The sequence below is a fragment of the Bdellovibrio sp. HCB185ZH genome (assembly GCF_047302455.1).
Classification (GTDB): Bacteria; Bdellovibrionota; Bdellovibrionia; order Bdellovibrionales; family Bdellovibrionaceae; genus Bdellovibrio.
This window is the reverse complement of sequence record NZ_CP178624.1, coordinates 3,110,693-3,135,445: the sequence shown is the minus strand read 5'-3', so window position 1 is coordinate 3,135,445 and position 24,753 is coordinate 3,110,693. Positions and strand designations below refer to the sequence as shown.

Annotated in this window: 24 protein-coding genes; 16 read left to right on the top strand and 8 right to left on the bottom strand. The window is 46.0% G+C overall.

Features of this window, described 5'->3' with window-relative positions; translation table 11 throughout:
* Window positions 1–35: 35 nt before the first annotated feature.
* From ACLSU7_RS15340 to rfaE1, 4 genes are all read right to left on the bottom strand, one after another.
* Complete coding sequence (locus ACLSU7_RS15340; protein WP_413292787.1) at window positions 36–530, bottom strand: hypothetical protein; 495 nt, start codon at window positions 528–530, stop codon at window positions 36–38.
* A 33-nt stretch (window positions 531–563) separates the two neighbouring features.
* Window positions 564–1,415, bottom strand: a complete 852-nt coding sequence (locus ACLSU7_RS15335; RefSeq protein ID WP_413292786.1) for an aminoglycoside phosphotransferase family protein — start codon at window positions 1,413–1,415, stop codon at window positions 564–566.
* 67 nt (window positions 1,416–1,482) lie between these two features.
* Window positions 1,483–1,857, bottom strand: a complete 375-nt coding sequence (locus tag ACLSU7_RS15330) for a DOPA 4,5-dioxygenase family protein (protein ID WP_413292785.1) — start codon at window positions 1,855–1,857, stop codon at window positions 1,483–1,485.
* A gap of 110 nt (window positions 1,858–1,967) precedes the next feature.
* Window positions 1,968–2,996, bottom strand: a complete 1,029-nt coding sequence (gene rfaE1 / locus ACLSU7_RS15325) for a D-glycero-beta-D-manno-heptose-7-phosphate kinase (RefSeq protein WP_413292784.1) — start codon at window positions 2,994–2,996, stop codon at window positions 1,968–1,970.
* Between the two features lie 125 nt (window positions 2,997–3,121).
* Between rfaE1 and ACLSU7_RS15320 the strand changes: the two genes are divergently transcribed.
* Window positions 3,122–4,033: an alpha-ketoglutarate-dependent dioxygenase AlkB gene (locus ACLSU7_RS15320; protein ID WP_413292783.1), complete on the top strand. Its 912-nt coding sequence runs from the start codon at window positions 3,122–3,124 to the stop codon at window positions 4,031–4,033.
* Window positions 4,034–4,152: 119 nt separating this feature from the next.
* Window positions 4,153–5,061 carry a S1 family peptidase gene (locus ACLSU7_RS15315; protein ID WP_413292782.1) on the top strand — a complete coding sequence of 303 codons (909 nt, stop codon included), beginning with the start codon at window positions 4,153–4,155 and terminating at the stop codon, window positions 5,059–5,061.
* On the opposite strand, the gene ACLSU7_RS15310 is transcribed toward ACLSU7_RS15315, so the two are convergent.
* Window positions 5,054–6,790, bottom strand: coding sequence for a GMC family oxidoreductase N-terminal domain-containing protein (locus tag ACLSU7_RS15310; protein ID WP_413292781.1), 1,737 nt, complete (start codon window positions 6,788–6,790; stop codon window positions 5,054–5,056). The two genes, ACLSU7_RS15315 and ACLSU7_RS15310, sit on opposite strands and share 8 nt — an antisense overlap.
* Window positions 6,791–6,974: 184 nt before the next feature.
* Window positions 6,975–8,690, bottom strand: a complete 1,716-nt coding sequence (locus ACLSU7_RS15305) for a hypothetical protein (protein ID WP_413292780.1) — start codon at window positions 8,688–8,690, stop codon at window positions 6,975–6,977.
* Between the two features lie 112 nt (window positions 8,691–8,802).
* On the opposite strand from ACLSU7_RS15305, the gene ACLSU7_RS15300 reads away from it, so the two are divergent.
* The 6 genes from ACLSU7_RS15300 to ACLSU7_RS15275 all read left to right on the top strand — a co-directional run bounded on the left by ACLSU7_RS15300 (window position 8,803) and on the right by ACLSU7_RS15275 (window position 14,338).
* Window positions 8,803–10,077, top strand: coding sequence for a Glu/Leu/Phe/Val family dehydrogenase (locus ACLSU7_RS15300; protein WP_413292779.1), 1,275 nt, complete (start codon window positions 8,803–8,805; stop codon window positions 10,075–10,077).
* Between the two features lie 74 nt (window positions 10,078–10,151).
* On the top strand, window positions 10,152–11,138 hold the full coding sequence (locus ACLSU7_RS15295; RefSeq protein WP_413292778.1) for a quinone-dependent dihydroorotate dehydrogenase: 987 nt from the start codon (window positions 10,152–10,154) through the stop codon (window positions 11,136–11,138).
* On the top strand, window positions 11,125–11,583 hold the full coding sequence (gene mutT / locus ACLSU7_RS15290; RefSeq protein WP_181605127.1) for an 8-oxo-dGTP diphosphatase MutT: 459 nt from the start codon (window positions 11,125–11,127) through the stop codon (window positions 11,581–11,583). Before ACLSU7_RS15295 ends, mutT begins: the two co-directional genes overlap by 14 nt.
* Window positions 11,571–12,683 (top strand): hypothetical protein, encoded by a 1,113-nt coding sequence (locus ACLSU7_RS15285; RefSeq protein ID WP_413292777.1) that lies wholly within the window; start codon window positions 11,571–11,573, stop codon window positions 12,681–12,683. Before mutT ends, ACLSU7_RS15285 begins: the two co-directional genes overlap by 13 nt.
* Before the next feature lie 113 nt (window positions 12,684–12,796).
* Complete coding sequence (locus tag ACLSU7_RS15280; protein ID WP_413292776.1) at window positions 12,797–13,963, top strand: glycosyltransferase family 4 protein; 1,167 nt, start codon at window positions 12,797–12,799, stop codon at window positions 13,961–13,963.
* 90 nt (window positions 13,964–14,053) lie between these two features.
* On the top strand, window positions 14,054–14,338 hold the full coding sequence (locus tag ACLSU7_RS15275; protein WP_088616367.1) for an HU family DNA-binding protein: 285 nt from the start codon (window positions 14,054–14,056) through the stop codon (window positions 14,336–14,338).
* A 138-nt stretch (window positions 14,339–14,476) separates the two neighbouring features.
* Here the strand turns inward: ACLSU7_RS15275 and epmA are convergent, their stop codons facing one another.
* Together epmA and ACLSU7_RS15265 are read right to left on the bottom strand one after the other, a co-directional pair.
* A complete protein-coding gene (gene epmA, locus ACLSU7_RS15270; RefSeq protein ID WP_413292775.1) occupies window positions 14,477–15,688 on the bottom strand; it encodes an EF-P lysine aminoacylase EpmA in 1,212 nt (403 codons plus the stop codon).
* A 97-nt stretch (window positions 15,689–15,785) separates the two neighbouring features.
* A complete protein-coding gene (locus ACLSU7_RS15265) occupies window positions 15,786–16,022 on the bottom strand; it encodes a hypothetical protein (RefSeq protein WP_413292774.1) in 237 nt (78 codons plus the stop codon).
* Window positions 16,023–16,593: 571 nt separating this feature from the next.
* On the opposite strand from ACLSU7_RS15265, the gene ACLSU7_RS15260 reads away from it, so the two are divergent.
* The 8 genes from ACLSU7_RS15260 to ACLSU7_RS15225 all read left to right on the top strand — a co-directional run bounded on the left by ACLSU7_RS15260 (window position 16,594) and on the right by ACLSU7_RS15225 (window position 24,674).
* Window positions 16,594–16,884, top strand: a complete 291-nt coding sequence (locus tag ACLSU7_RS15260; RefSeq protein WP_413295429.1) for a type II toxin-antitoxin system RelE/ParE family toxin — start codon at window positions 16,594–16,596, stop codon at window positions 16,882–16,884.
* 9 nt (window positions 16,885–16,893) lie between these two features.
* Window positions 16,894–17,184 carry a HigA family addiction module antitoxin gene (locus tag ACLSU7_RS15255; protein ID WP_413292773.1) on the top strand — a complete coding sequence of 97 codons (291 nt, stop codon included), beginning with the start codon at window positions 16,894–16,896 and terminating at the stop codon, window positions 17,182–17,184.
* Window positions 17,185–17,282: 98 nt separating this feature from the next.
* Complete coding sequence (locus tag ACLSU7_RS15250; RefSeq protein WP_413292772.1) at window positions 17,283–18,707, top strand: TldD/PmbA family protein; 1,425 nt, start codon at window positions 17,283–17,285, stop codon at window positions 18,705–18,707.
* A gap of 1 nt (window position 18,708) precedes the next feature.
* Window positions 18,709–20,046 carry a TldD/PmbA family protein gene (locus ACLSU7_RS15245; RefSeq protein ID WP_413292771.1) on the top strand — a complete coding sequence of 446 codons (1,338 nt, stop codon included), beginning with the start codon at window positions 18,709–18,711 and terminating at the stop codon, window positions 20,044–20,046.
* Window positions 20,047–20,058: 12 nt separating this feature from the next.
* Window positions 20,059–20,382, top strand: a complete 324-nt coding sequence (locus tag ACLSU7_RS15240) for a DUF4286 family protein (RefSeq protein WP_413292770.1) — start codon at window positions 20,059–20,061, stop codon at window positions 20,380–20,382.
* 68 nt (window positions 20,383–20,450) lie between these two features.
* Complete coding sequence (locus ACLSU7_RS15235) at window positions 20,451–20,915, top strand: actin-binding protein (RefSeq protein WP_413292769.1); 465 nt, start codon at window positions 20,451–20,453, stop codon at window positions 20,913–20,915.
* Window positions 20,916–21,237: 322 nt separating this feature from the next.
* A complete protein-coding gene (locus tag ACLSU7_RS15230; protein ID WP_413292768.1) occupies window positions 21,238–23,742 on the top strand; it encodes a beta strand repeat-containing protein in 2,505 nt (834 codons plus the stop codon).
* Window positions 23,742–24,674 (top strand): LamG-like jellyroll fold domain-containing protein, encoded by a 933-nt coding sequence (locus ACLSU7_RS15225; protein WP_413292767.1) that lies wholly within the window; start codon window positions 23,742–23,744, stop codon window positions 24,672–24,674. Before ACLSU7_RS15230 ends, ACLSU7_RS15225 begins: the two co-directional genes overlap by 1 nt.
* The last annotated feature ends 79 nt before the right edge of the window (window positions 24,675–24,753 follow it).

Below are 24,753 nucleotides of genomic sequence, written 5' to 3'. Positions count from 1 at the left end.
TTGCAAAAAATGCTTAAATGTCTATGGCTTAGTGATTATTGAGCGACCTTCACTAGATCGGCCTCATAGTAACAGGCCTTTTTCAGCTTTCCAGATCGGAACGTTTCATCATCTAAAGAGACAGTGGCCCCACGCTCAGTCAGCTTAAGACGAATGCGAACTCCATCTTTGTTGCCAATCGACCAGGTACCACGAACATTTGAAGCCCATCCCTCGCCGCCATAAGTTACAGCAAAGGAGCCCGCAGTATCACGGTCGTTACGAGTTTCGTAATTCATGACTGAATGTCTGCTAAATTTGTAGATGGATTTAAAATCAACGCGATGAGATTCGAATTTGGCATCGCCGATCTTTACACTCATTGCTTCGAGCCCACCAAAGCTGTACAGAAGACAATAATTAGTACCGACCTCTTTCACGCGAGGTTTCCCCTCGATCACGTAATTTCCGATAAATTGATCGAAGGGATCTGAAGTTTCAGCGAAAGCTTGAACAGAGAAAAGTAAAATCAACGATGCGATGAACTTCATGTTGCGACTCCTGAGTGATTTCTAAAAATTTCATCAGGATCGCAACTCTTGAGCAACCAAAAAGGGTATGCCAAAAAGCTTTTTAGTATCGGCATAGTCCCAAGCTGTTGAAATCATTGCAGCGGCAAAGGTCCACGCCCTCATTCGTTGCAAATCAAAGTTGATCTGCTCATTGAGAATCGCCATACGACGTTCCAAGGTTTTTCTTAAAGGTCGATTGACAGGATAGGCATCGAGCGGATTGTACATCATCACAGCCATTTCAAAAGTCGGATCACCGACATAGCCGTGAGGATCAATGACTTTCCAGGAATACTTATGTTGCAAAATATTGTCGTGATGAAGATCTCCATGAAGCAGGCGATCCTGACTGCGATCTAATGTTAGCTCAGCAATGATTCTTCGAGCTTTGTCGATCATGCGATCGTCGACGGCACCTTTTAGCACATCTAAATCTTTCGCAAGATCTGCGATATGTTTAAAGGCACCACTTGTCACTGTTCGCGAATTTAGCTCTTTGATCACGTTAGCAATAATGATCGTCTGTTCATCGTCAGTGAGGCTTTTCGATTGTTTTAAAGTCGCACCGGGTACCAGGCGCTCCATCAGTGTGGCACCCAGGGTTTTGTCTGACTCGATGACTTGGGCTGCGACTCCGTTAAAATGGCGCAGCCACTGACGCTCGCGATCCAAGGATTCAATATCGCAGCCCGTTTTCACCACCACTTCTAGTCCATCAGATTTACGCTTTGAAGCTCCCACAAAATGGAAAGACAAATTGTCGATAGGCTTGATGGGTTCTAAATTCCAAAGCTGTTCAATTTTAAGAATGTGGGTTTCAAATTGCGAAAGCCAGGCCTCGCCCGGAGCCTTCCATGTGGTCACAATATTTTTATAGAGATTCGAATCGCGAGAGATCAAAAAAAGCCTCCCATCCATCAAAGGCTTAGTCTTAAAAAACGTCGTAGTTTAAATCCAACTGCGGACCCAACCACATGGCCGCTTGAGTATGATCATAATGATCATCACCCGTCAGCTCATGCACGAGCACCGACAATTCACCGCGCTCATGCATTAACCATAGTACCACGTCTGTGAATTTCTCTTTGGGAAAATTAATTTCAAACATTGGAGTCGGATGAGGACCAATTGGTTCAGGAATCAGCTGCCCAGTGAAAACCACTTGATCTTTGAATGAGACAATTGCTTTGTTACGAAGCTCTTCCGCAAACGCGAGTTGGTCTTTCTCAAAGTAAATATGCGCATCAAACTGCCTCGGGAATCCCTCCGGCAGCAGCTTCGAATTTACTTTGTAAGACTTTTCCATTTGTTATTTCCTCATTTTGGAAAAGCGGTAAAAGGTCGCAGGCGTGCTCATAGCACGTCGGAGCGAGGAGATAGGCCGACAACGCAGCAGATGGGCCTTTTTCACCGCTTTTAGTGAACTTCGTTGATGTATTCGATGAGCTCTGGGATTTCACATGGTACGCAACCGACCTTACCGACAACCACGCCTGCGGCGTTGTTTGCTAGCATGCAGCTGTGAACCAAGGATAGACCTGATACCAAGCCTAGGGCCAGGGCTGCGATAACAGTGTCGCCCGCGCCTGTGACGTCGAAGACTTTTTGGGCGTAGGTTGGAACTTCCGTGATTTGATCGCCTGAGAAGATCGTCATGCCGTCTTTACCACGAGTCATTACAACTTCTTTGGCACCGGTTACGCGTTGTAAGGCGCGACCCACTTCGACGACTTTATTAGGATTATCTTTCAAATCATCAAAGCTATAACCTGTCAGAGCAACGGCCTCGTTATAGTTTGGTTTAATCAAATCAATACCTTGATAGTGAGTTCCCGGGTGATTCGGATTCGGATCCACCATCAGACGTTTGCCCGCTTTTTTACAAATTGCCGCGACCTTTTCAACGACGTTACGAGAAACCACACCTTTAGCATAGTCTTCGATGATCACGCCATCAGCTTCCCCGACATGTTTTTCAACCATCGCCAAAAGCTTTTGCTCAGTCTCTTCAGAAAGATACTTCTTCATTTCATAATCAACGCGAACAAGGTGATGATGACCTGTCATGATGCGAGTTTTACGTGTGGTGGGACGATGTTTATCGACGATCATGTAATGCCAGCTTACGCCGTTCTTTTCGCTTAACTCTTTTAACAAAGTTGCACCCATGTCGTGACCAACAACGGAAACCATCATTGGAATACCACCCAGGCTTGCGACGTTTTGAGCAACGTTGGCAGCAAGGCCCAAGCGCTTGTCTTCGCCGTCCACTTCAAGAACTGGAACCGGAGCCTCTGGACTGATACGGCGAACTTGTCCCATGACGTACTCGTCCAAACCCACGTCCCCGATAATGAGGATTTTTTTACCCTTGAGCGCAGGGATCTGCTTAATCAAAAGGTCTTTTTCTTGCGGGCCTAATGTAGCTTGAACAGGTGCTGTCATTTTTTCACTCCTAGAGGCATTTTTAACGGATTGCCTCCCCCCTGTCATCCCTTTCTAGCAGCCACAGCTGACAATGGTTCTTCGGCTCTTGGCAGCAAAAGCCTGTTTGTGCTAAAACGACGCCCATGTTCAAACCCAAAGGCAAATCTCAGGGCTCCAGAGGCCCCGCTTTCAAAAACAATTCCCGTGGTGGCAAGCCGGGCTCTCGCAATGGCGATGAGCGCAAAGCCGCGTCGAATCTGATTTACGAGCAAAATTACATCAGCCCGCGGGAAAAAGATGAGATCCTGAAATATCTAAGCACGCTTTATCCCATCTGGGAGATGCGCTACTCGAAAAACAATCCTCCCCCTGAAAACCAAAAACAAAGACCTCTGTTGCGCCCGGTGTATTGGTTGGGGAACTGGCAATTTGCTTGTTTAAATTACTATCATCCACCAAAAGGCATTTATAACCGTTGTGTCTCGGCAGAACGCTATCCTCCGGTTTTAGAATACCTGGTGAACAAGATTGAAAGCTTAGTGAAAGAAAAATTCGACCCACGCGATATTCCGCGTGGGTGGACTTTGAACACCTGTTTAATCAATTACTACGGAAATCAAATTCAAGAAGACGGTAAAAAAGTCGATTGCGCCCGCGTGGGAGAGCACAAGGACTTCGAACCAGGGCCGGTTGCTTCCATTTCTTTTGGTGAGCGTGCGCTTTTTCAATTCGTTTCCAGCAAGGGAACCGAGACAAAATCAGACGTCGTTTTGCAGCAGTGGCTTGATGATTGTTCACTGCAAATCTTTGGCGGAGAGAAGTTTAAAAAACAACTTTTCCACCGGGTGCAACGAGTGGAAGATAAAGCCGATAAAATCTTTCCACTGAATGACATCACGAGTTTTGAAACTCGCAGAATCAATTTTACGTTCCGCTATGTTCCTGACGAACATATTGTTCCTTTCAGAAAGCTCTCTGAAGAGGCACAAGAAGATGTGCGCCAGTACATGGAAAAACTCGCGGAAAAATCGCCTTTCTTTAAGTCCCAACTCTAAAAGGTACGGACACACTTTCTCCCGACTGGCACTTCAGGGTGTACTTCATAGGACAAAGTGTGTCCGTACCTTTTAGGCATAATACTTGATTAGTTAGATTTCAGCGGACGGAGAGTGCGATGAGATTCAACCTATTGAAGCAAGTGACTAGTTTTTTGACAGTGAACCCGCCAAGGGCGTCACTCGCTGTTTTAACAGCTCTCCTATGCCTTTCTAGCATTCAGGCCCTGGCAATTACTGGCGGCGCTTCCGTTGAGCCGAATACGTCAGTTGCTCTGCGCACCGTTGGAATTTTCAATATCAAAACTGCCAATGCTTGCTCTGGGACTTTAATCACCAAGGATGTCGTACTGACGGCCGGCCACTGTGTGATTTCTAAAAAAGAAAACCTGATTGTGATCTTTGATACTCATTTCCCAAATAAGGTCGGCGAAACAGATAAAATCGATCCTCGAAATATTCGCACGATCAAAGCCATGGCATTCCACGATGATTTCAAAAATCTGGATGAAGCTGGCAGTGATTATGGTGACATTGGTATCATCAAACTTAATTCACCGGCTCCGGAAAACTATTTAATCACTCCTCTTTTGAAAGACGTAACTAAGATTCGTCCTTCAGATACCCTGACCTTGGCGGGCTTTGGATATTCTTCTGAAAAATCCCTTGTGACCGATCGAAATTACCCGGGTTTAGATGCCGCCATCACTGAGGGCCGGGCGTATTGCAATAACTATAAAACGAAATGCTATGTCACTGAAGTTGCAGGCGATGGCGAGCTTCGCCAAGTTCAAGTCACGATTGAATCCCTTCGCGACAAAGATATGATCCTGAATGAAAGCAATCAAAAGGCCACTTGCAGCGGCGACTCTGGTGGCCCCGCATTCTTAGAGATTAACGGACAAACTGTACTTGCTGGAGTTACGAGTCGCACCCTCACAGATGGCGACTGTGGTTCGGCCCAAGGTGTGAAAACTTTGGTTCCCCACTATTTCACTTGGATCAAACAGATGATCCAATCTATGTAAGCTGCATTCTTTCAACCGCGCGCTCGGCCAAGGCTGAAATCGTTAATAACGGATTCACTCCGAGCGCAGTCGGCACAATTGATCCATCTAACACATAAAGCCCTTCATGCAATTTTCCGTCGGCGCGATAGACTTGTCCCAAATGATTAACGACTCCGTTTTCCACCGAATCCGCCATCACGCAACCACCCAAGGGATGCACCGTCACCAGATTTTTTCCATTGATCAGTAAAGTTCGCGGATTCATCACAAAGTTTCCACCAAGGGCCCGAGACTGCGCCTTCATTGCGCGGTCGATGGTGGGATAAATGGGATCATACTTTACCTCGGGCCAACGGACTCGGATGCGACCTTTACGATCCAACTGCAATTTCCCATCAGCACGATCATGTCCCATGCCTAAGTAAACCATCGAATAATTCAAGGCACCTTTTTCGATGTCTTTGGAAAGAGTGATATCTCGTCCCACGCGCAGATATCTTGCGGCAGAGATGCGAAACTTCGCAATCCCCATCGCAAGCCTTAAAGGCATTGTGAATGCACCGGGAAAAGTTCCTTCCTCGATGATGAAACGATCAAATAGATTCGGCTTATTTCGATAGTCCGCCAGAGAGTAAATGACGGCACCGGGCTTCATATCGACGCGAATTCGACTTGCCGAAGAAAAGCCAATGGCGTTGGTGCGAAACGAGGTATTAAATGACAATCCCAACACATCACCATTGCCAGAAAACCTGCGACCTAATTTATCGGAGAGACTTAAACCCTGATTGCGAGAGTTTAAAAGAAGTTTTGAACTGCCCATGGTTCCCGCCGAGACAATCACTTGACTCGCTGAAATCGTTTTGCGAAGGCGATCCCCGCCATTTGAAATATACAAGCAGTGAAGACGGTAACCATCACTCGTTTTTTCAATCCACAGCACTTCCATCTGTGTATAGATTTCTGCGCCCTGATTTTTCGCCAGCGGCAGATAGTTCATGTTTAAAGTGTTCTTAGCTCCGGTATTGCAACCCGAACAGCAATTACCGCACTCGATGCACTTTGGCTGAGTTACTCCTCGTTGCTGAGACTGTTCACCATACAGATTGACTGCAATCGGTGGATACTTAACATCCACTCCCATTTCGCGAGAAGCGTATTCGTGAGCGCGCACCTTTGCACTGCTCATCGTGGCTGGATTGAACGCATGACCTTGAAGCATGCTTTTCACTCGAGAAAAGTATTTCTCAAACTCCCCGCCTTGAATTTCATCAACAATCGCACGAGGCCACTCTGGAAACCGAAAGGTATCACGGTCAGGTCGCACCATCGCGCCCGCATTGATCAAGGATGTTCCGCCCAGTCCATTTCCGTTTAAAACATCCATCTCGTGATTCGCATGAATTTCAAAAAGCCCAAAAGGATTTTTTTTACAACGGACATCGCGCCGAACGGCTTCAAAGCTCTCGGTAAAACTCCCTGGGGGACGTTCCGGCCCACGCTCCAAAACCGCAACACGACACCGCCCCGCCAATCGAGCCGCCGCGACAGACCCACCATACCCAGAGCCAATAACAACAACATCATAGCGCTCCCGCAAATCCGAAAGAGGATTCGCCAGCGGCGTATACTTAATTTTCAGAGGAACGAATTTAACCTGAGGCTCCGCCAAGCTCGTGCGCGCAAAAGCCCCCACCAAACCTGCAACAAAGCCAGATTTAAGAAACGAACGACGAGAAATCCCCATCCACCAAGGAAACCGCAAAAATTAACAAAAAGAAATCTCCCCCAAAAAACCCTGCAGAAAGACATTCCATCTCAGCTAACGAAGGCGCAGGATTTTTCCTTTTAACAAGGCGCAAGGAGGAAGGCGTACCACTGATACGTCGACGACGAAGCAACGCAGGTAAAAGGAAAAAGACAAGCCCCAACTACAGGGCAACGGCCCAAGATACCTGCAAGTTTGGTTTTCCGGCGATGTCCACTACGGCTACGTTTAGGTTTTGATTGATCCAACGGACGATCATTTCTTTTTCTGAATTCGTCAGCTCGGGATTGTGGAATCGGAAATCAAATTCTGACAGTGGCAAACTAAAGCTCATGGTTTTTTCTTTGCCCTTGGAATTTTTCAGTTCGATTTCCAAGTTCACAAAATTTTTCTTTTTCCCTGGCTCTTCCACTTTGAATGAAGTTGTCGTGGTGCCAACAAAAAAGTCTTTCCATTCTTCGTCGCTTAATTCCATATTCAACTTATTCGGGCGCATTTTGAAATGCGGTGAATGAGACAAAACATAGGATTGGAACATCGAGCTTGAAAGTTTCCAGTCATAAGCAACTGGCAACGTGCAATGATAACCTTCAGGAAACTCAACCACTCGAACATTGCGACTGTCGATCTTCATCACTTTATTCGCGATTTTCTGTGCGTTGATTGCATAGGGAACCATATAGTCATGATCTGTTGCCCAGATCATCACGGGTTCAGAAACATCTTTGTAGTACGGCCAGAAATTATTCAATCCCCAGAAGTCCTCGCTGTCTTTCATTCCTGGTGGAAGTTTTACAGAGCTAATATAAGAAAGTCCGCCATGATATGTTCTAACGACTTCTGAAACCGCTTTATGAATAAATTTAAAACTGTCGTATTGAACAACGCCTGGAAGTTTTTCTTCGATCCCACGCAGACGACGGCGTCCCCACAAATCGATAAATGCCGAACGAGTGCCACTGTTCGTAAGGCTCTCCATCGTCTCTTTCAAGTTCACCACCGGGCACAAAGCCAAGAAGCTTTGAATCAACGGTGCGCCTGCGGGAGAATTGTATTTGTTTAACAACGAAGAAAACAAAACTCCAGGTCCACCCAAACTCATCCCCATGACGTGAATGCTGTCCACCACACGCGACAATGGTTCAGTGGAATTGCGAAGCATCTGAGCGATCAAGATATTTTGAATTCCTTCATCGTAACCACCAAATGAAAACTGATTGTTGTTCGCAATGAAATCGGCACTGGTTAAATTTTCCAGCAACAAAACGTTGAACGGTGATTGTTCAAACAACATCATCATCCACGCACGTTCAGGCCTGAAGTCCTCGATACTAGAGAAAATTCCAGAACGGAAAATCACCATGGGACGACGTTTGGAATCACCCTTTAAAGCCAGCAAACCTTTAAGCTTCACGTTTCCTGGAAGATTAATAACCACGCGGCGAAGAAACGGATGCTCGTAAGCGTCGTAACGCATCGTCAGATAACGACGCACATTCACCATTTCTCCTAAGTCTTCGGTCTGCAATTGCGAGCCGCACTCTTGTAGATACTTCTGCACCAATCCACCTTGAAGTTGCGCAGAAACGGCAACGCGAGGATCTTGCAAGCGGGAAGCCCACACCGAGGTGTTGCACTTATCAGTAACGGATTGCCCCTCCCCCGTCGGCGTCCAGCCTAGGATACCTTCGAATAGAAAGTTCAAAACTGCTGGATAACGCCCCGGGGCGTCGGCAAGAATAGGATTATCAATTGCTGGAAACCAAATTCGAGGGCTTTGAAACTGCTCGATAAACGCCTGCTGAGGTGATGCAGGTTTCTGTGCAAAAGTGAAAAACGGAAATGCAGCGATGATGAGAACTAGTAGAGAACGAGACATAGGTCTAATTGTGGGGAAAAAGAACCACCGAGTCATCAGCTTTTTTCCCGAGTGACACTGAGTATTTACTTCATTAAACTGCCAGCGTGTATTTTTAAGGAGACACATTATCATGGACCATAAGATTGAGCCCTTGTATGACGGGCCTTTGTTCCGCAACGCTATCCAAACTCTAGATGAATCCGCAAAAATTATTAACTGTGATCCGAACGTGCTTGAGCGTTTGAAACGCCCTCGTCGCTGCATCACTGTTTCTGTTCCAGTTCGTATGGACGATTACTCTGTGAAAGTATTCACAGGTTACCGTGTTCAATACTCTCCAACATTGGGCCCCTACAAAGGCGGTATCCGTTATCACCAAAACGTAGATCTTCAGGAAGTTGTTGGTCTTGCGGCTTTGATGACTTTCAAAAACTCTGTTTTGGGTCTTCCATTGGGTGGCGCAAAAGGTGGTATCACTGTTGATCCAACTAAATTGTCACGCACTGAAAAACAAAATCTAACTCGTCGTTATGCTTCCGAAATTGGACCATTCGTTGGACCGACTAAAGACATCCCAGCTCCAGACGTGGGCACTGATCCACAAACTATGGCGTGGTTCATGGACACTTACTCTCAAGAGCAAGGTGGCTTTGCACAACCGGGTGTTGTAACTGGTAAGCCAGTTGAAATCGGCGGTTCTCTAGGTCGTAACCACGCTACAGGTTTGGGCGTTGTTTACGTAGCAGAGAAAGCTTTCGAAGTTTGCAAAATGAACATGAAAGGTTCCACTATCGCGATCCAAGGTTTTGGTAACGTAGGTTCCTTCGCTGCTAAATTTGCTTACGATCGTGGCGCACGCATCGTTGCAGTTTCTGACGTTTCCGGTGGTATCTTCAACGGTGACGGTCTTGATATCCCTGAAGTACTTGAGTACATCAAAGCTCACAAGTTCTTGAAGGGCTATCCAAAAGCAACACCAATCAGCAATGAAGATTTGCTTGAAGTTAAATGTGATGCTTTGTTCCCTTGCGCTCTTGAGAACCAAATCGACACTCACAACGCTGAAAAAATCCAAGCGAAAATCATCGTTGAAGGTGCGAACGGTCCTATCACGAATGCAGCAACAAAAATTCTTTCTAAACGTGGCGTGTTCATCGCTCCAGACGTTATCGCCAACGGTGGTGGCGTAATCGTATCTTACTTTGAATGGGTTCAAGACACGATGGCGTTGTTCTGGGATGAAGACGAAGTGAACTCTAAGTTGAAAGTTCTTATTACAAAAGCTTTCGACAAAGGTTACGCGATGTCGAAAGAGAAAAACGTCGACATGAGATCTGCTGCGATGGCGGTTTCTGTTCAACGTCTCGAGAAAGCGATGCTTTTGAGAGGTCTTTACCCTCGTTAGTTTCTTCAAAGGTGGGTTGCGAAACCCACCTTTTTTTTTGCGTTTTCAGTATTTATTTCAGGAGTGTTTTTCTCATGCGTCCTTGGCTTCTGCTTCCTCCTAAAGTTGCACACGACATTAACGGCTACGCTCTCCCCCTGCTCTCTTATCTTTACGGAAAAAAAACACCTCATTGGAACTCTTTCACCTGGAGAAATATGACCTTTGCGAATCCTTTGGGAATTGCAGGTGGCGTGGATAAGGATGCAGAACACTTAAGTGACTGGTGGAGATTGGGATGTGGTTTCGTTGAGGTTGGAACGGTCACTCCTCAGCCGCAGAATCCGAATCCGGGTAAAATCATGGATCGCGATATGAAGCTGACCGCGATGTGGAATAAAATGGGCTTCCCGAGCCATGGTGCTGATGAAGTCTTTTACAACCTTGCCTCTTATGCTCCGAACTTTAGAACACCGGTCTTTGTAAACATCGGAAAAAATCGCCAGACGCCAAATCATCACGCGGTAAATGATTATCTTGAATTGGTAGATAAACTTCGTCCCTGGGCCGATGCTTTTGTGGTGAATATCTCTAGCCCAAACACAGCGGGACTTCGCGAGCTTCAGAAAAAAGAAAACCTTGGTGCTTTGCTTAAACCGATTTTGGACCGCGTTTCACACTATGAGCCAACTCCCGTTTTGGTGAAACTAAGCCCTGATATGGGCGAAGAAGGCTTAGCTGAAGCTATCGCAAACTGCCAAGAAATTGGAGTGGATGGCTTCGTGTTAACAAACACGACTTTGATGAGACCAAATGGATGTCGTTTTCCTAATGAAGGCGGCCTGTCAGGTGCGCCATTAAAGAACCTATCTCAGCGCGCGCTTCAAATTGCTGTTGAAACTTTAGGCAAAAAGCGTCAAGGAATGCTATTAGTAAGCGCCGGAGGCGTCTTAACTCCGGAAGATGTCTTTGAAAGATTGCAAATGGGCGCAGATCTTGTTCAAATTTACTCTGCACTTGTATTTCATGGACCAAGCTTTTTCCATGATGTGGCAGCTAGAAGGAAAAATGTCGGAAGATAGCGTTGAGTTAAAACCAAGAAAACCAAAAATCCGCAAGGGTCATTGGATTCCTGTCGTTGCAGGCTTTTTGCGCAAAGATGGAAAGATCTTGGTTGGCCAACGCCCCGAAAACAACTCCTTAGCTGGGCAATGGGAATTTCCCGGTGGAAAAATCGAGAGTGGTGAGACACCTGAACAGGCTCTGGCTCGCGAACTCGACGAGGAGCTTGGAATTGAAGCTGAAGTCGGCGACCTTAAACTAGCGTGCACTCATTCCTATGGAGATGTAGGGATTCTCATATTATTTTATGAAATCCTGTATTGGAAAGGCGAACCTCGCGCCAAACATCACATGATGCTTGAGTGGATACATCCGGAAGAACTAAAACACCGTAATATCCCTGAAGCCAATCGTAAGATTCTAAACAGAATCTACAAAGCCCTGGGACTTGAATGGCCAAAATAATTCTAGTTAGTACCAAAGTTCAAAGCACGACATGGCAGTTGGCTATAAGCTTGCGCTCCCAACAACATGAAGTGACGGTATTAACCAGTCATGGCGATGTTCCCCCTGAAGCAACCAACGGCATTGAATACATGGCCTACTTTAAAAAGTGGTCGGTACTGGAAGGTTTAAAAATCATTCCGGGTCTGTTCGGAATGCAGCCTCATATTTTACATCTAATTTTAGATGACGATCGCATGAACGCAGCTCAGGTGATTTTGTCGACTTTCGCAAAATCTCATCCTAGCTGCGTGCTAACGACTTCACTCTTGCATATAAAACGTGGCCTTAAAAAATCCAATCCGGTTCGTTATCTTGTAGAGGAAAGTGACATCATTACTTTCCCGACTGTGGAATCGCTGGCTCAATTGCGTGGCCTGAATGTGCGATCGAAAAAACAAGGTCGCGGCATTCTGCCCCCTGCTTTAGATTTTAAAAATCAACAGCAGTTGGGCGCCTTGGATGAGGATGAAGTTTCCCTGCTGACTAATATTCAAGACAAAGAATTTTTCGTCCTGCCATTTCGTGAAGGCCGTTTTAATCCTGAGTCGGATCGCTTTGCCCGCTTAAAAATGCTCGCTCGCCGCCACAAGGTGGTTTTGTGGGGCAGTTATTCCCACTGGTCCTTGCGTGAAAGAAAACATTTCGCTAGCTGGATGGAAAAAAATGGCTGTGGCGACCGTTGGGTCGTGACGGGAGAAATTTCGCCTCACCTTTCCAAAGTTCTGTTGGAAAAAACCGTGGCTTTTGTGATGGCAGGTCAGCAGTTCACCCCTGTTGAAATGACCGAGTATTATATGCGTGCGATCCAGGCTCAATCGACTTTGATCTTGGATTCCAAACAGACCAGCGTGCACGCGGACCTTTGGAAAAACACTGTGAATTGCTGGGTTCTGAACGCCGACAGTTTACACAAAGACCTGGTTAAACTTTTAGAGCGTACAAATTTATCCTTACCCGTAGCCCTCTCTGAAGACTGGGCACAAAGCAGTCATATAGTTGATTCATCCATGAATGAATTAAACCGACTGTATAATCGGGCCTTGGCTTCTGCCAGATAGTCTTTTAATCTTTATTCATGTTCGCGAAAAAATCCGCATTGCCGGAATCACTTAACATTTGCCTGACCTCGCATCGTTTTCCGATTCTTAGTCGGGCAACTGATCATGGTTTTTTGTGGCCTATTGCTCGCGGCCTGGCTCGGGAAGGTCATAAGGTCACGGTTATCTCTGCGAACTCTCCGTTAAAAAAACCGGAAGTAACTCGCGACGGTGTTCGCGTGTTTTATCTGAACGAGGGTGAAAAAAATCTTGCTCACTTGCGTTTTCAAATGGCGGTTCGTCAGAAGTTCATGCAGCTTCACCGCGAGACTCCGTTTCACATTGTGCATTCGATTGATAAATCAGGTTATCGCATCGGCAATCGTAAAAATGATTTAAAAGTCGCTGTGGCTTATGACGTGGAAGCGACCCAGATGTCTCAGTTGTTTGCGATCCTGGCGATGAAGCAAGAAACCTTGCCAAGCATTCTGACGACAGGCCTTGCGACTGCTTATAAATTTCTGACGACTTACTATGGTGGAGACCGCCAGCTTCTTTCCACAGCGGATGGTATCTTTGTGACCAATCCTCAGCAGAAAATTATCCTGGAAAGATATTATCTGTATCCGGATTATCACACTTATACTGTGCCCTACGGAATTGATCTGGGGGATTTAACTCCCAAGGAACAATCCCTGGAGCTGCGAAATAAATTAAACTTGCCAGAAAACTCTCACATCGCAGTCACTATCAATGACATGACCGATGCCCACGAGATGCTGCCTTTGTTGCAAGCCTTTGAAAAGGTTGCGATTAAAAAACCAAATAGCTATTTGATCGTTGTCGGTAATGGGCCGAAATTTAAAGACGTTGAATATCAGGTTTTGAATTTGGCTTTGGGTAATCGCGTGATCTTGGCAGGTGCGGTACCGGCTTCGGAATTAGAAGACTATATCGTTTTGGGCGATGTTTTCATCAACATGGGTTCTAGAAGTACGGGCTTTGAGCCTTCGACTTTGGAAGCCATGGCTCAGAAAAAAGTCGTCATGGGTTCTGAAGTTTCCCCGATCGCAAATATCATCGAAGATGGCCGCGATGGGTTCTTACTGCGCCCAGCTGACGTAGATTCGATCTCAAACCTTTTGGTGGAGATCTTTTCCGGAACAATGCCCGCAGATGAGATCGGCGAACGAGCGCGCCAGCGCGTCATGGACCTGTTCGACACGGGTAAAATGGTCCAGGCCGTCATTGATGCCTACCGTAAAATCCTTCTCAATACCGGAATGTATAAGAAGCAATGAGTTAAATCATTGAAAAGTGGTAGTCAGCCCTCACACACTCTGTATAATCAGGAGTGTTATCAATACTTTATGTTCTAGAGGATCTGGACGATGACTAAAGCGGATTTGATTAATTTGATCTCTGAAAAAGCTGGTATCACTCGCGTGAAAGCAGAGACAGTTGTGAATACAATCTTCGATTCTATGGTTGAAGCTTTGATGCGTGACGACCGTATCGAAATCCGTGGCTTTGGTTCTTTCGTGAATCGTCAATACGGTGCTTATAAAGGCCGCAATCCTCGTACGGGCGAAATCATCAACGTCGAAGAAAAGAAACTTCCATTCTTCAAAGTCGGCAAAGAACTGAAAGAAGACATCAACGGCGGCAAAGAGTAAATTTACTCTGACCACGAATGAAAAAGGGACCACGCGGTCCCTTTTTTTATGCCTTTTTTACGGCTGTTTTTTGAGAACAGACTACTCCGATGGAGTCGGAGTGCAGCTTCTGCTCCGGCATATCGGAGTGTAAGCAAACTACTTCGGAAAAACCGAAATATCTGAGATTTTTCTGATTCCGTGAAGCGCCATAAACAGACGCTCAACTCCCAGGGCAATTCCCCCACTTGGCGGCAAACCTGCATCCAAACATTGGAAGAATTCTTGATCGAGAGAGATCACTTCTTTGTGGGATTCCTGCTTTTTTTGCAGATCTTCTTCGGAACGCTGTCTTTGAATTTGTGGATCGTTAAGTTCGTGGAACGCATTGCAAAGTTCAAGACCCTTCCAATAGGCTTCGAAACGATCTCCCCAGCCATCGGGTGTCAGTCTTGCTAAAGCCGCTTGGTAAGGCGGATACTTTTCAACAAAGATCAAGTCCTCTCCGCGCAGCTGAGATTCAATTTTCTCCATAAAGATCAGGAAGAAATAGTCGTCGATGCTCTCAGCACTGCGCACATCCACATTTAGCTTTTGAGCGAGTTCTTTTAATTCTGTCTTCGTCGTTTCCGGTGTGAAATCAAATCCACAATGGATTTTAAAAAGTTCCGCCACGGAATAACTCAAAATCTGACGAGGAGCTGGGAATTTTAATACCTTCACCAGGTGCTGAACCAAGTCGATCACGTCTTGCTTGATCGCTTGCAGATTGTCGTAAGCACGATACCACTCCAGCATATTGAATTCCGGCTGGTGACGTTCAGTGACTTCTCCATTGCGGAAACAAGGAGCGATTTCAAAAATCTTTTCAGCACCCAATGCGAGAGCTTTCTTCAAATGCAGTTCGGGACTTGTTGGCAAATAAAGTTTTTCTTTGCGGGAACCAACTTTAAGCTCTGTTGCGAACACATCGAGCGAAGGCTCCGTTCCAGGACATACCACCAACGAAGGCGTTTTTACCTCGAGAAACTCTTTGCGACGGAAGAAATGACGAATCTCCTCAACGTAGCGATTCCATTTCTCCAAAATGTCTTTGTTATAAGTGCGATTTGGCAGAGCAGATTTATTTGGCGCAAGTAGAATCAATTCCGTCGCAGAAACGGCAGCAACGATATCACCTTCAATTAGAAATTCTGAACAAGGCGGAGCTTTTTCAAAAGAAACAATCTGTTCCTGCCCATCCCGAATCAAAGTAATTTCCAGCTCACCCGCTTCGCGCGTGATCTGATAAATTCTTCCTGCAGCCTTTGCATCAGCCGGCATCGCGGGATAAGGCTTCCACTGTTGATTTAAAAAGGTATTTCTGTCCAAAGTTCCTGCAGATTAAAGGTACGGACACACTTTGGGTAGCAAGAGCGCGTCAGGCGCAATAAAAAAAGCCTGATCACAAGATAACAGGCTTTTTTATTTAGCGGCAAAGACCTTGAGTACGAAGGCTGCCAAGTTCGGCGGAGATGGCTTCAAGATCATCAGCTCCATAGACGACTTGGTCGCCCACAGTGATCCGATGTTTCACCCACAAACCACTGTAAATTCCTTCGCTGCTCAGTGAACATTCAGGTTTTGCTGGCATCGTAGATGCTGGTGCCCAACTTGCCATAAACGACAGTAATAAAGTTGTTCCAAGTGCTAAAAGAATTCTCATGGTTTTCCCCTTTCCCCTTACGCCCTAATTGACTCCAGGTGACTCTGCCTTCCTTCTAAAGCAATCTCCTTGCCAATTGATTTCTGGTCACTTTGACACCGCGGTCTTGGGACCGCATGGAGAGGAGTGGGGATTGCAGAGGGCCGCTCCACTCGGACAGTCCTCGCTCGTTTGTGTCACCGTTTTTGAAGACAGTTCAGGGGCTCGATGATTTTCTCTCGCTACGTTTGTTACCACAGAGCGCTGCGGAACTCGCACGCGTCCCTCTGCAATCCCCACTCCCCTCCATGCGACACAGTTTTGGGTTTCAAAGTGACAAGAAAAATTGGCCTCCCTTCTTTAAAACTCAGGGTCAAGATGCACCAGCGACTAGAATTGTCTTCGTTTGGAAAAAATGAAAATCCTGCGAACTGATTGTTGCGTTCGACTATGGATCCTGATTTCGGTTGGGGGAAGTCGCCTGAGAAGCATTATGTTGCGTTGAGTTGGGTTCCTTTCATGCAAAAGACCGGAAGGAAGTAGTTTGTAATTTATACCGTTGAACGGTATACCATCATGAGGTATATTGATTATGTCAATTCAGTCGTTTACTTGTGCTATTACACGAGAGTTTTTTATCTCGGGAAAAGCTTCGAGGAAGACTGGTTGGCTTTCTGTTAGTAATATTGCTCGCCGCAAACTGGATATGCTGCACTTTGCCACCTGTTTGAACGATCTTAAGTCCCCTCCCGGTAATCGGCTCGAGATTCTTCGTGGTGACTTAAAAGGGTTTTGGAGCATTCGAATCAACGACCAGTGGCGGATCATATTTAAGTTTGGTTCAGATGGCCCCTTCGACGTTAAAATTTGTGATTATCACTGAGGACTTTGTATGATTGAAATGAAGAGACAGCCTACGACTCCTGGTGAGATTTTGAACGAAGAGTTTCTAAAACCATTGAATTTAACTCAACGCGCTTTTGCCGATCACATTGGTGTCGAAGTGAAAACTATCAATCGAATTGTGAATGGGCGACAAAACTTAACACCCGAAATTGCCTTGCTTTTTGCTGCGGCTCTCGAGGTTTCTGTCGAGTTTTGGCTGGATTTACAGAAGGCCCAAGATCTTTGGCGTCTAAAAAATAGTAAAATTAAACTCCCAAAACCACTAAAAGCCAGCTGAGCTTCCTGCTCCACAATTCTTGGGTCTTATAAGTTGAGTTTTTGAGCCTCTTCCGCTATCAGAAGTAGCGAATTCTATTGCGGAAACGAGGAACAATCATGCTTGATTTGCATAAGGTGCTTAACACTCTAAAAGGGTCCGTTGAATGGGCTCAATTGAGATTGGTTAGTGAGAAGACTACTTGGCGTGTGATCCGCAACGAGCAATTTGAAGGCAGCGATATCAGCTTTGATAATGGGTTGATGGTTGAGGTTCTTGTTAACGGGCATTTTGGTTATGCGGGAACTAGTGATCTGACTGCTGACGGTGTGAAGCGTGCTTTTGACAAAGCCACTTTGATGGCTCGCCAGGCTTCTTCTTTCAAGGTTCATGACTTTTCTGTGTTGCAAAGACCGATTGCACAAGGTCGTTATGCTTCTCCTGTTTCTCGCCCGATGGATTCTTATTCTGCGAAAGAGATCTCCGATCTTTTCATCGATGCGACTCGTGCCATGAAAGTTTCTGATAAGATCATCAACCGCATTGCGATGGCGATGATCGTGGAATCCGAATTCTCTGTGGTCAGTACTCATGGTTCTGATGTTCACCAAAAATTTTCTATCGTAAGCACTGACTTTAACGCCACGGCGATGGACGCTGGTGAAGTTCAGCAGCGCTCTCAAAATGGGGGCCTAGCTCGTTGCAACCAAATTGGTGCAGAAGTTTTTGATCGCGCTTCTATTTTGGAAAATGCGAAAATCATTGGAACAGAAGCTTTGGAATTGTTAAGTGCCGAGAACTGCCCTTCAGAAACTTTGGATTTGCTGATTGCTCCAGACCAAATGACTTTGCAAGTGCATGAGTCTATCGGACATCCACTGGAGTACGACCGCATCCTGGGAGACGAAAGAAATTATGCGGGTTGGAGCTTTGTAAAGCCTGAAGACTTCGGCAAACTTCAATACGGTTCAAAACTTATGAATGTGACTTTTGATCCTACAGTGCCAGATGCAATGGCTTCTTATGCCTTCGATGACGCTGGCGTGAAAGCAACGAAAGAATACTTGATCAAAGATGGCGTTTTATTGCGCGGCCTGGGTTCTTTGGAATCTCAAGCTCGCTTAAGCTTGCCAGGCGTAGCGAACTCTCGCTCATCAAGCTGGAATCGTGCTCCTATTGATCGCATGGCGAATATCAACCTTGAGCCTGGCACTTCCAAGCTAGAAGACATGATCGCTTCTGTCGAGCGTGGCGTATTCATGCACGCGAATAAATCCTGGTCGATCGATGATTACCGCAACAAATTCCAATTCGGTTGCGAATACGCGCAATTGATTGAAAACGGCAAGCTGACTAAGACACTGAAAAATCCAAACTATCGCGGCACGACTGTGAAGTTCTGGAACTCTTTGAAAGCTGTCAGCGCGAATCGTGAAACATACGGCTCCCCTTTCTGCGGTAAAGGCGAACCAAATCAAGTGATCCGTGTGGGCCACACAACACCATACTGCCTGTTTGGTGGTATGGAAGTGTTTGGAGCGTAATATGAATTTCATCGAAACAACGCAGAAAACATTCAACGCTATTGCTGATGCGATCTTCGCAAAACTTCAATCTGGCGAAGAGGCCAACATCAACCTCAACGCTGAAGACACGGTTTTCGTTCGTATCAATAACAACAAAGTTCGTCAGAACACGCACGTTGAACAACGCACGATCAGCATGCAGTTTCAAAAAAACTCGCGCACCGCCAAGATTTCTTTTGAAATCACGGGTGCCGCAGAGTTAGACACAACTCGCGCTTTAGAAATGCTTGAAATGGCTCGCACTGAGTGCAGCCTTTTGCCAGAGGATCCAAAACAGGTTCCAATGCGCAACAACGGCACAAGCAATAATTACATCAAAGGCAGTCTGCTTTCTCACGAAGAGATGTTTGAAAAATTGATTGCACCAGCCACAGGTTCTGACTTGGCAGGTATTTACTGCGCCGGTCCTCGCGTCTCTGCAAGCCGCAATTCTGCGGGACAAGATCATTTCTTTGCGACGGATTCCTTCTTTATCGATTACTCTTTGTATCTGGCCGAAAAGGCTGTGAAAGGCACTTACGCTGGCACTCAGTGGAATCAAAATGAATACGCAGCAAACTTAGCGCAAAATAAAAATCAGCTAAAGCTGATGGATCGCCCTAAGAAAGTTTTGCCTCCAGGGCCATACAAAGTTTATTTGGCACCAGCAGCAGTTGCGGAAATGGCTTCGATGTTTTCTTGGAGTGCTATGAGTTACAGTGCTTATAAGCAAGGTAGCAGCCCTCTACAAAAACTGGCGGATAAAGAAAAATCATTCTCGCCGCTATTTTCTATGCGCGAAAATTTCTCGACAGGACTTACTCCCCCATTCAATTCTCTGGGTGAAGTTTCCCCAGAGAAAGTCGAATTAATCAATCAAGGTCAGCTTAAGACATTCTTGATTTCATCAGGCACAGCCAAAGAGTACGGCGTTGAAGGAAATCTCGCTGGTCCGAGCGAAGGGCCTCGTGCTCTTGAAATCCTGCCGGGCACTTTGGCTAAGGAAAATATTTTGAAGGAACTTGGAACAGGTGTTTACCTTTCGAACCTTCACTATTTGAATTGGTCTGATCGTCCCACAGCGCGCATCACGGGTATGACTCGTTATGATTGCTTCTGGGTTGAAAATGGCGAAATCGTCGCACCGATCGCAGATATGCGTTGGGATGAGAGCTTGTTTGATTGTCTGGGTGAGAACTTATTGGCAGTGACGAACTTTCAGGACATTGATCCTTCGGTGGACACTTACAACTCCCGCGCCTGGGGTGGAAAAAAACTGCCAGGACTTTTAATCAAAGATTTTAAATTTACTCTTTAGGAGAATTCACAAATGGTTACCTATATCGTGCAGACAACTGTTCAATACGAAGTCTACAATGAGTACGTAGAGTGGTTGAAAACTGACTACATTCCGCAAGCATTGAAAATTCCAGGATTTATCAGTGCGGATCTTTGCCTTCGCAAAGGTGGAGCGATGGAATCCTCAGCAAAAGAACTTCGTATCGTTTTCAAAGTCGAGAGTGAAGACTCTATTAAATCCTATATTGCGGAGCACGCAATGCCTCTTCGTGAGCAGGCGACGGAAAAATTCCCAGGTAGATTCTCTAACAATCGCGAAATTTGGCTAGACACCATTAATTTTGTGTCAAAATAACGGTTCGAGTCTTTTAATTCGGAAACCACGGGTGTAAAGTGGTTTTCGAGCTCTTGAAAGGAGAAATCATGTCATCTGCATCATTTCAGAAACTTTTGAATAACCTCTCAAAGAACAAGAACGTCCAAAACCTTCTTGAGAACTTCCAAACTTTAAGCGACGAAATCAAAAAACGCGAAGGCGACCTTAAAGGAAAGTTCGACCAAACCAAACAACAAAAGATCGAGCAAGCTTGGGAAAAATACCAAGAGATCGTTAAAGTTTTGAGCGCCTCTGAAGAGAAGCTTGAAAAAGAAGTAACGACAACAATTGCGAAAATCAAAAAATCTGCTGACGCTCTTGAAAAAAACATCCAAGTCGCTAAGAAAAAAGCGATGGTCCAAAAAACCAAATTGGAAAAAGCATTGTTCAAAAAAACAATGACTGCAAAAAAAGGTGCCGCAAAAACAGCAAAGAAAGCTGCCGCGAAACGCCCAGCCAAAGCGGCAAAGAAAGCCGTTCGCAAAGCTACAAAAAAGGTAACTCGCAAGTAGATGTCTCAGCTCAAGGCATAGAACTTTGATCCCCTTGGATCCAGCTTCTATGCCTTGCTCACATTTTCAAAAATGAGTTGCGCACTTATCTCTTCGCCAACTCCCATAAAATCATCACCCATTTTGTCTTATAATTTCACACCTCAATGTGATCTGAATTTCAATTCCATTCGAAGATACCTCATTAACCAGTTGAATTTTCTAACCGAAGAGTCCTTTGGAACGTTTATTAAACGGATCTAAACAGGGACGTCTTATGACAATCGGTAATCGAATCACAAAATTTTTGGGATTGCTGTCACTCATATTATTTACACCACTGATGGTATATGCATCTCCACAAAAATTGACATATCAAGGTCGCATTGTCGACTCTACGGGACACCCGTTGACGAACAACGATGTAACGTTTCGTTTTCAAATTACTTCAATGGATGGGCTCTGCGTTCTGTATTACGAAGAGCGCCAACACATCAATATGCAAAACTCCGATGGGATCTTTGATATCGCGATCGGCGATGGTTCAGTGATTTATGCAGTCGGTGGCAGCAACAAGCTTTCAGACACTTTCATCAACGGAGTGACTCATAATTGTTATGGCAGTGGAACATGGTTTGCTTCGGCAAGCTCTGAACGTCTTTTAAAAGTAAGCTTTCATGACGGCACAGGTTGGCAGGCGATTGATCCGGCAAACACCATTCGCTCCGTTCCGTTTGCAATGTCTTCTTACTCGGCACAAACCTTGGCTGATAAAACTTTGAATGATCTGATTTTGAAAGCAAGCTTAACATCTTGTACTGCTGGTCAGGCATTGAGTTGGAATGGGACGACGTTTTCTTGCGTAGCTACTTCTTCAGGGACCTTGACTGGGGTGACTGCGGGCACTGGCCTTACAGGAGGCGGTACAACTGGAAATGTCACGCTTTCCCTTGCAGCTTCAGGAGTGACCGCTGGCACTTATGGTTCTGCAACGCAAGTGCCTGTCATTGCTGTGGATGCCACGGGTCGCATCACTTCGGTTACGGCAACAGCCGTCAGTGGCGGTGGTTCCAGTGGTTTGACTTCACTGAATGGTGAGACGGGTTCTTCGCAAACATTTGCTACTCCGGGTACTTCTGGCACAGCACCCTCTTGGTCATCAACATCTAACTCGCATACACTTAACATTCCCTTGGCCTCCTCGGCGGGAGTGACTGCGGGCCTCCTTAGTAAAGCGGACTATGATGCCTTCGCTGGAAAACAAGCAAGCGGCAGTTACGTCACAGCTTTAACAGGTGATGTAACTGCGACGGGTCCTGGCTCCGCTGCCGCAACAATTGCAAACAGTGCAGTCACCACAGGCAAAATCGCATCAGCAACAATCCTGGGTTCAAACCTTAATTTTACCGGCGTGAACGCTGCCACCACAAACATGGTCTTGAAAGATTCGACCGGTAAATTTTTTGACTTTGCCTGCGGCACTGCGGGACATGTTGCCACCTGGAGTGTTGCAGGTTGGTCTTGCCAAGCCATCAGTGTGAGTGCTTCAAGCTTTGGATCTCAGGCTCAAAACACATTCCTGGCAGCTCCCAGTGGTTCATCAGGAAATGCGACATTCAGAACCATTGCCTCTGCAGATTTACCAATCACGGGAGCCACGGGCGTATTCACCAATGGCGGTAATTCGTTTGGAACAGCGGCGTCGCTGGGAACGAATGATGCAAGAAATTTGACATTTAAAACTAATGGCACAACCAGGATGACTTTAGCGTCTTCGGGCACAGTGGAAGTTAATGCTGATGAATTGGGATTTAGATCAACATCAGGTAATACTTCGCAGCTGACATTTTACCGCGGAGCCAAATCAACTTCATTCGGTCCGGACTCCACCACTCTTGATCTATGGTCTGACGAAAACATTCCTTTCAATATTACTTTGGATGGTGCAAACCAAATCATGACCGTTCTTCCCACGGGCAAGGTGGGTATTGGAACGACCTCTCCTTCCGCAAATTTTCAGGTGAACTCCGCACTTACAGGAACTTCAGGTCAACTCTATACAAATTTTTTCTATGCCACTGCTGAACCGACAGCGGCCTCGACCGCTACTTACTATGGAAGCCAGGGAACAGTAGCAAACTATGGGAGTAATACCCGATTGAATGGAGCCACCTTAACCGGGATGGCAGGATTGGTCGAACAAGGTGGTACCGGAGTTATTGGCAATGCCAATGCGGTCGAAGCATTGGTAAGCAAATTTGCAGCGGGCAACATGACTTATGTGAATGGATTTTACTCCCATCTGAATAGTTCAACATCTGGTACCGTGGATACGTTTCGCGGATTGTATGTTTCAACGAGCATTTCGGGAACCAGCTCGCTGACAAATGGCTACGGAGTTTACATTGACCCCATGAATGGTTCGACGAGCAGCTACGGGATTTATCAAAGTGGAGCAAACGACACGAACTATTTTGCAGGGCGTGTGGGCATTAACAACACTGCGCCGAATGCCAATGCGAAACTGGAAGTCACGGGTACTATCGTCAGCACCCCAAATACGATCGCCAATGCCTCTGTGAATTTAGCAACAAGTAACACGACCGTTCTGACGACTGTGGGTGGTTCCGCTATTACACTTTCAAACATGGTTCACGGTGGTAACTACACATTGGTTATTCAAGACACCACTTCGCGGACTTACACTTTCGGTGGATGTAATACTTCGAAGTTTATTCCTCCGAATGCGGCGACAGTTTCAGGAACCTGGTCGACGTACAATATTTTAACTATAAAAAATGGCGCAAACTTTGACTGCTTGATCACCTGGGCAACGGGTTACCAATAATGGTTAAAAAAATATTTTTACTTTATATTTTAACTCCTGCGGTTGCGCTCGCTCAAACCAGTGCAATGACGGGTGCCTTATTGGATGCCGGAACGCCCAATCGATGTGCGCCGATTTATAAATCTGCGTGGCTTCCTCAAAGTAATTCCCTGATTGCTTCATATAACTTCGATGGCTCACCAGGAACAATCACAAATGGCGCAACGATTAAGTCCATCACCGGATCCTACGACGCGACGGCGGCGAATCCTTCTTCCACACTGTCTTATACAAATCATGCGGCAACGCCCTCTCCCCTGGCGAATCTGCGCCAGCATCTAACGACCACTGGTAACGACGGAGATATCATCTCTGTCTCCGGTCTTCCGGCACAAAGTGCGGGCACGTGGAGCTTTTGGATAAACATGGCCATTCCGGTCACGAACCATCAAAGAATATTTTATCGCAGCGACAACAATGGAAATCAGGGGTACTTTTTTCTAATAAGAACAGAGGGCATTCTTGAGTTTCATAAAGTCTATTCCGGCGGGAATCAGAAAATTCAAACTTGCCCTGTGAAATCGAGTTATTTTTTCGGTTCATGGCATCAAGTGGTTGTGACTTGGGCGGGCGGCACGGCGGAAACAAATCTCAAAATTTTTGTAGATGGAACGGAACTTGTGTACACCGGTGTCGCCGATCCGCGTATCGATGCAACACATGATTGCGACAACTGGTCACTGTATAACGGGCGTGCAAGTGCCTTCGCTGGCTCCGGATCACTTGCTTCCGAAGCCGCTCAATCTTTTTATCTCAGCGGCCTCCCTGCGAGCACCTCCACCAATCCATCCTCCAAAGGGATCATAGGTAAGCTTGATGAGTTTGCGATATGGAATGTAGCGCTCTCTCCGGCGGAAGTTTTGAGTCTTTATCGGCAACAAAAGTGCAATTAATTGCGATAAAAAATCTCCGAAAATTGATAGAAGTCCCGGGGAATATTCTCGAAATGATCCATGAAAATTGCGGGGACGA

Coding starts and splice junctions, on each gene's coding strand:
- rfaE1 (WP_413292784.1), bottom strand. CDS start 2,996: ATGACAGCACCTGTTCAAGCTACATTAGGCCCGCAAGAAAAAGACCTT.
- ACLSU7_RS15275 (WP_088616367.1), top strand. CDS start 14,054: ATGACTAAAGCGGATTTGATTAATTTGATCTCTGAAAAAGCTGGTATC.
- mutT (WP_181605127.1), top strand. CDS start 11,125: ATGTCGGAAGATAGCGTTGAGTTAAAACCAAGAAAACCAAAAATCCGC.
- ACLSU7_RS15250 (WP_413292772.1), top strand. CDS start 17,283: ATGCTTGATTTGCATAAGGTGCTTAACACTCTAAAAGGGTCCGTTGAA.
- ACLSU7_RS15225 (WP_413292767.1), top strand. CDS start 23,742: ATGGTTAAAAAAATATTTTTACTTTATATTTTAACTCCTGCGGTTGCG.
- ACLSU7_RS15245 (WP_413292771.1), top strand. CDS start 18,709: ATGAATTTCATCGAAACAACGCAGAAAACATTCAACGCTATTGCTGAT.
- ACLSU7_RS15260 (WP_413295429.1), top strand. CDS start 16,594: ATGTCAATTCAGTCGTTTACTTGTGCTATTACACGAGAGTTTTTTATC.
- ACLSU7_RS15310 (WP_413292781.1), bottom strand. CDS start 6,790: ATGGGGATTTCTCGTCGTTCGTTTCTTAAATCTGGCTTTGTTGCAGGT.
- ACLSU7_RS15340 (WP_413292787.1), bottom strand. CDS start 530: ATGAAGTTCATCGCATCGTTGATTTTACTTTTCTCTGTTCAAGCTTTC.
- ACLSU7_RS15265 (WP_413292774.1), bottom strand. CDS start 16,022: ATGAGAATTCTTTTAGCACTTGGAACAACTTTATTACTGTCGTTTATG.
- ACLSU7_RS15255 (WP_413292773.1), top strand. CDS start 16,894: ATGATTGAAATGAAGAGACAGCCTACGACTCCTGGTGAGATTTTGAAC.
- ACLSU7_RS15330 (WP_413292785.1), bottom strand. CDS start 1,857: ATGGAAAAGTCTTACAAAGTAAATTCGAAGCTGCTGCCGGAGGGATTC.
- ACLSU7_RS15320 (WP_413292783.1), top strand. CDS start 3,122: ATGTTCAAACCCAAAGGCAAATCTCAGGGCTCCAGAGGCCCCGCTTTC.
- ACLSU7_RS15285 (WP_413292777.1), top strand. CDS start 11,571: ATGGCCAAAATAATTCTAGTTAGTACCAAAGTTCAAAGCACGACATGG.
- ACLSU7_RS15300 (WP_413292779.1), top strand. CDS start 8,803: ATGGACCATAAGATTGAGCCCTTGTATGACGGGCCTTTGTTCCGCAAC.
- ACLSU7_RS15240 (WP_413292770.1), top strand. CDS start 20,059: ATGGTTACCTATATCGTGCAGACAACTGTTCAATACGAAGTCTACAAT.
- ACLSU7_RS15305 (WP_413292780.1), bottom strand. CDS start 8,690: ATGTCTCGTTCTCTACTAGTTCTCATCATCGCTGCATTTCCGTTTTTC.
- ACLSU7_RS15230 (WP_413292768.1), top strand. CDS start 21,238: ATGGTATATGCATCTCCACAAAAATTGACATATCAAGGTCGCATTGTC.
- ACLSU7_RS15295 (WP_413292778.1), top strand. CDS start 10,152: ATGCGTCCTTGGCTTCTGCTTCCTCCTAAAGTTGCACACGACATTAAC.
- ACLSU7_RS15315 (WP_413292782.1), top strand. CDS start 4,153: ATGAGATTCAACCTATTGAAGCAAGTGACTAGTTTTTTGACAGTGAAC.
- ACLSU7_RS15235 (WP_413292769.1), top strand. CDS start 20,451: ATGTCATCTGCATCATTTCAGAAACTTTTGAATAACCTCTCAAAGAAC.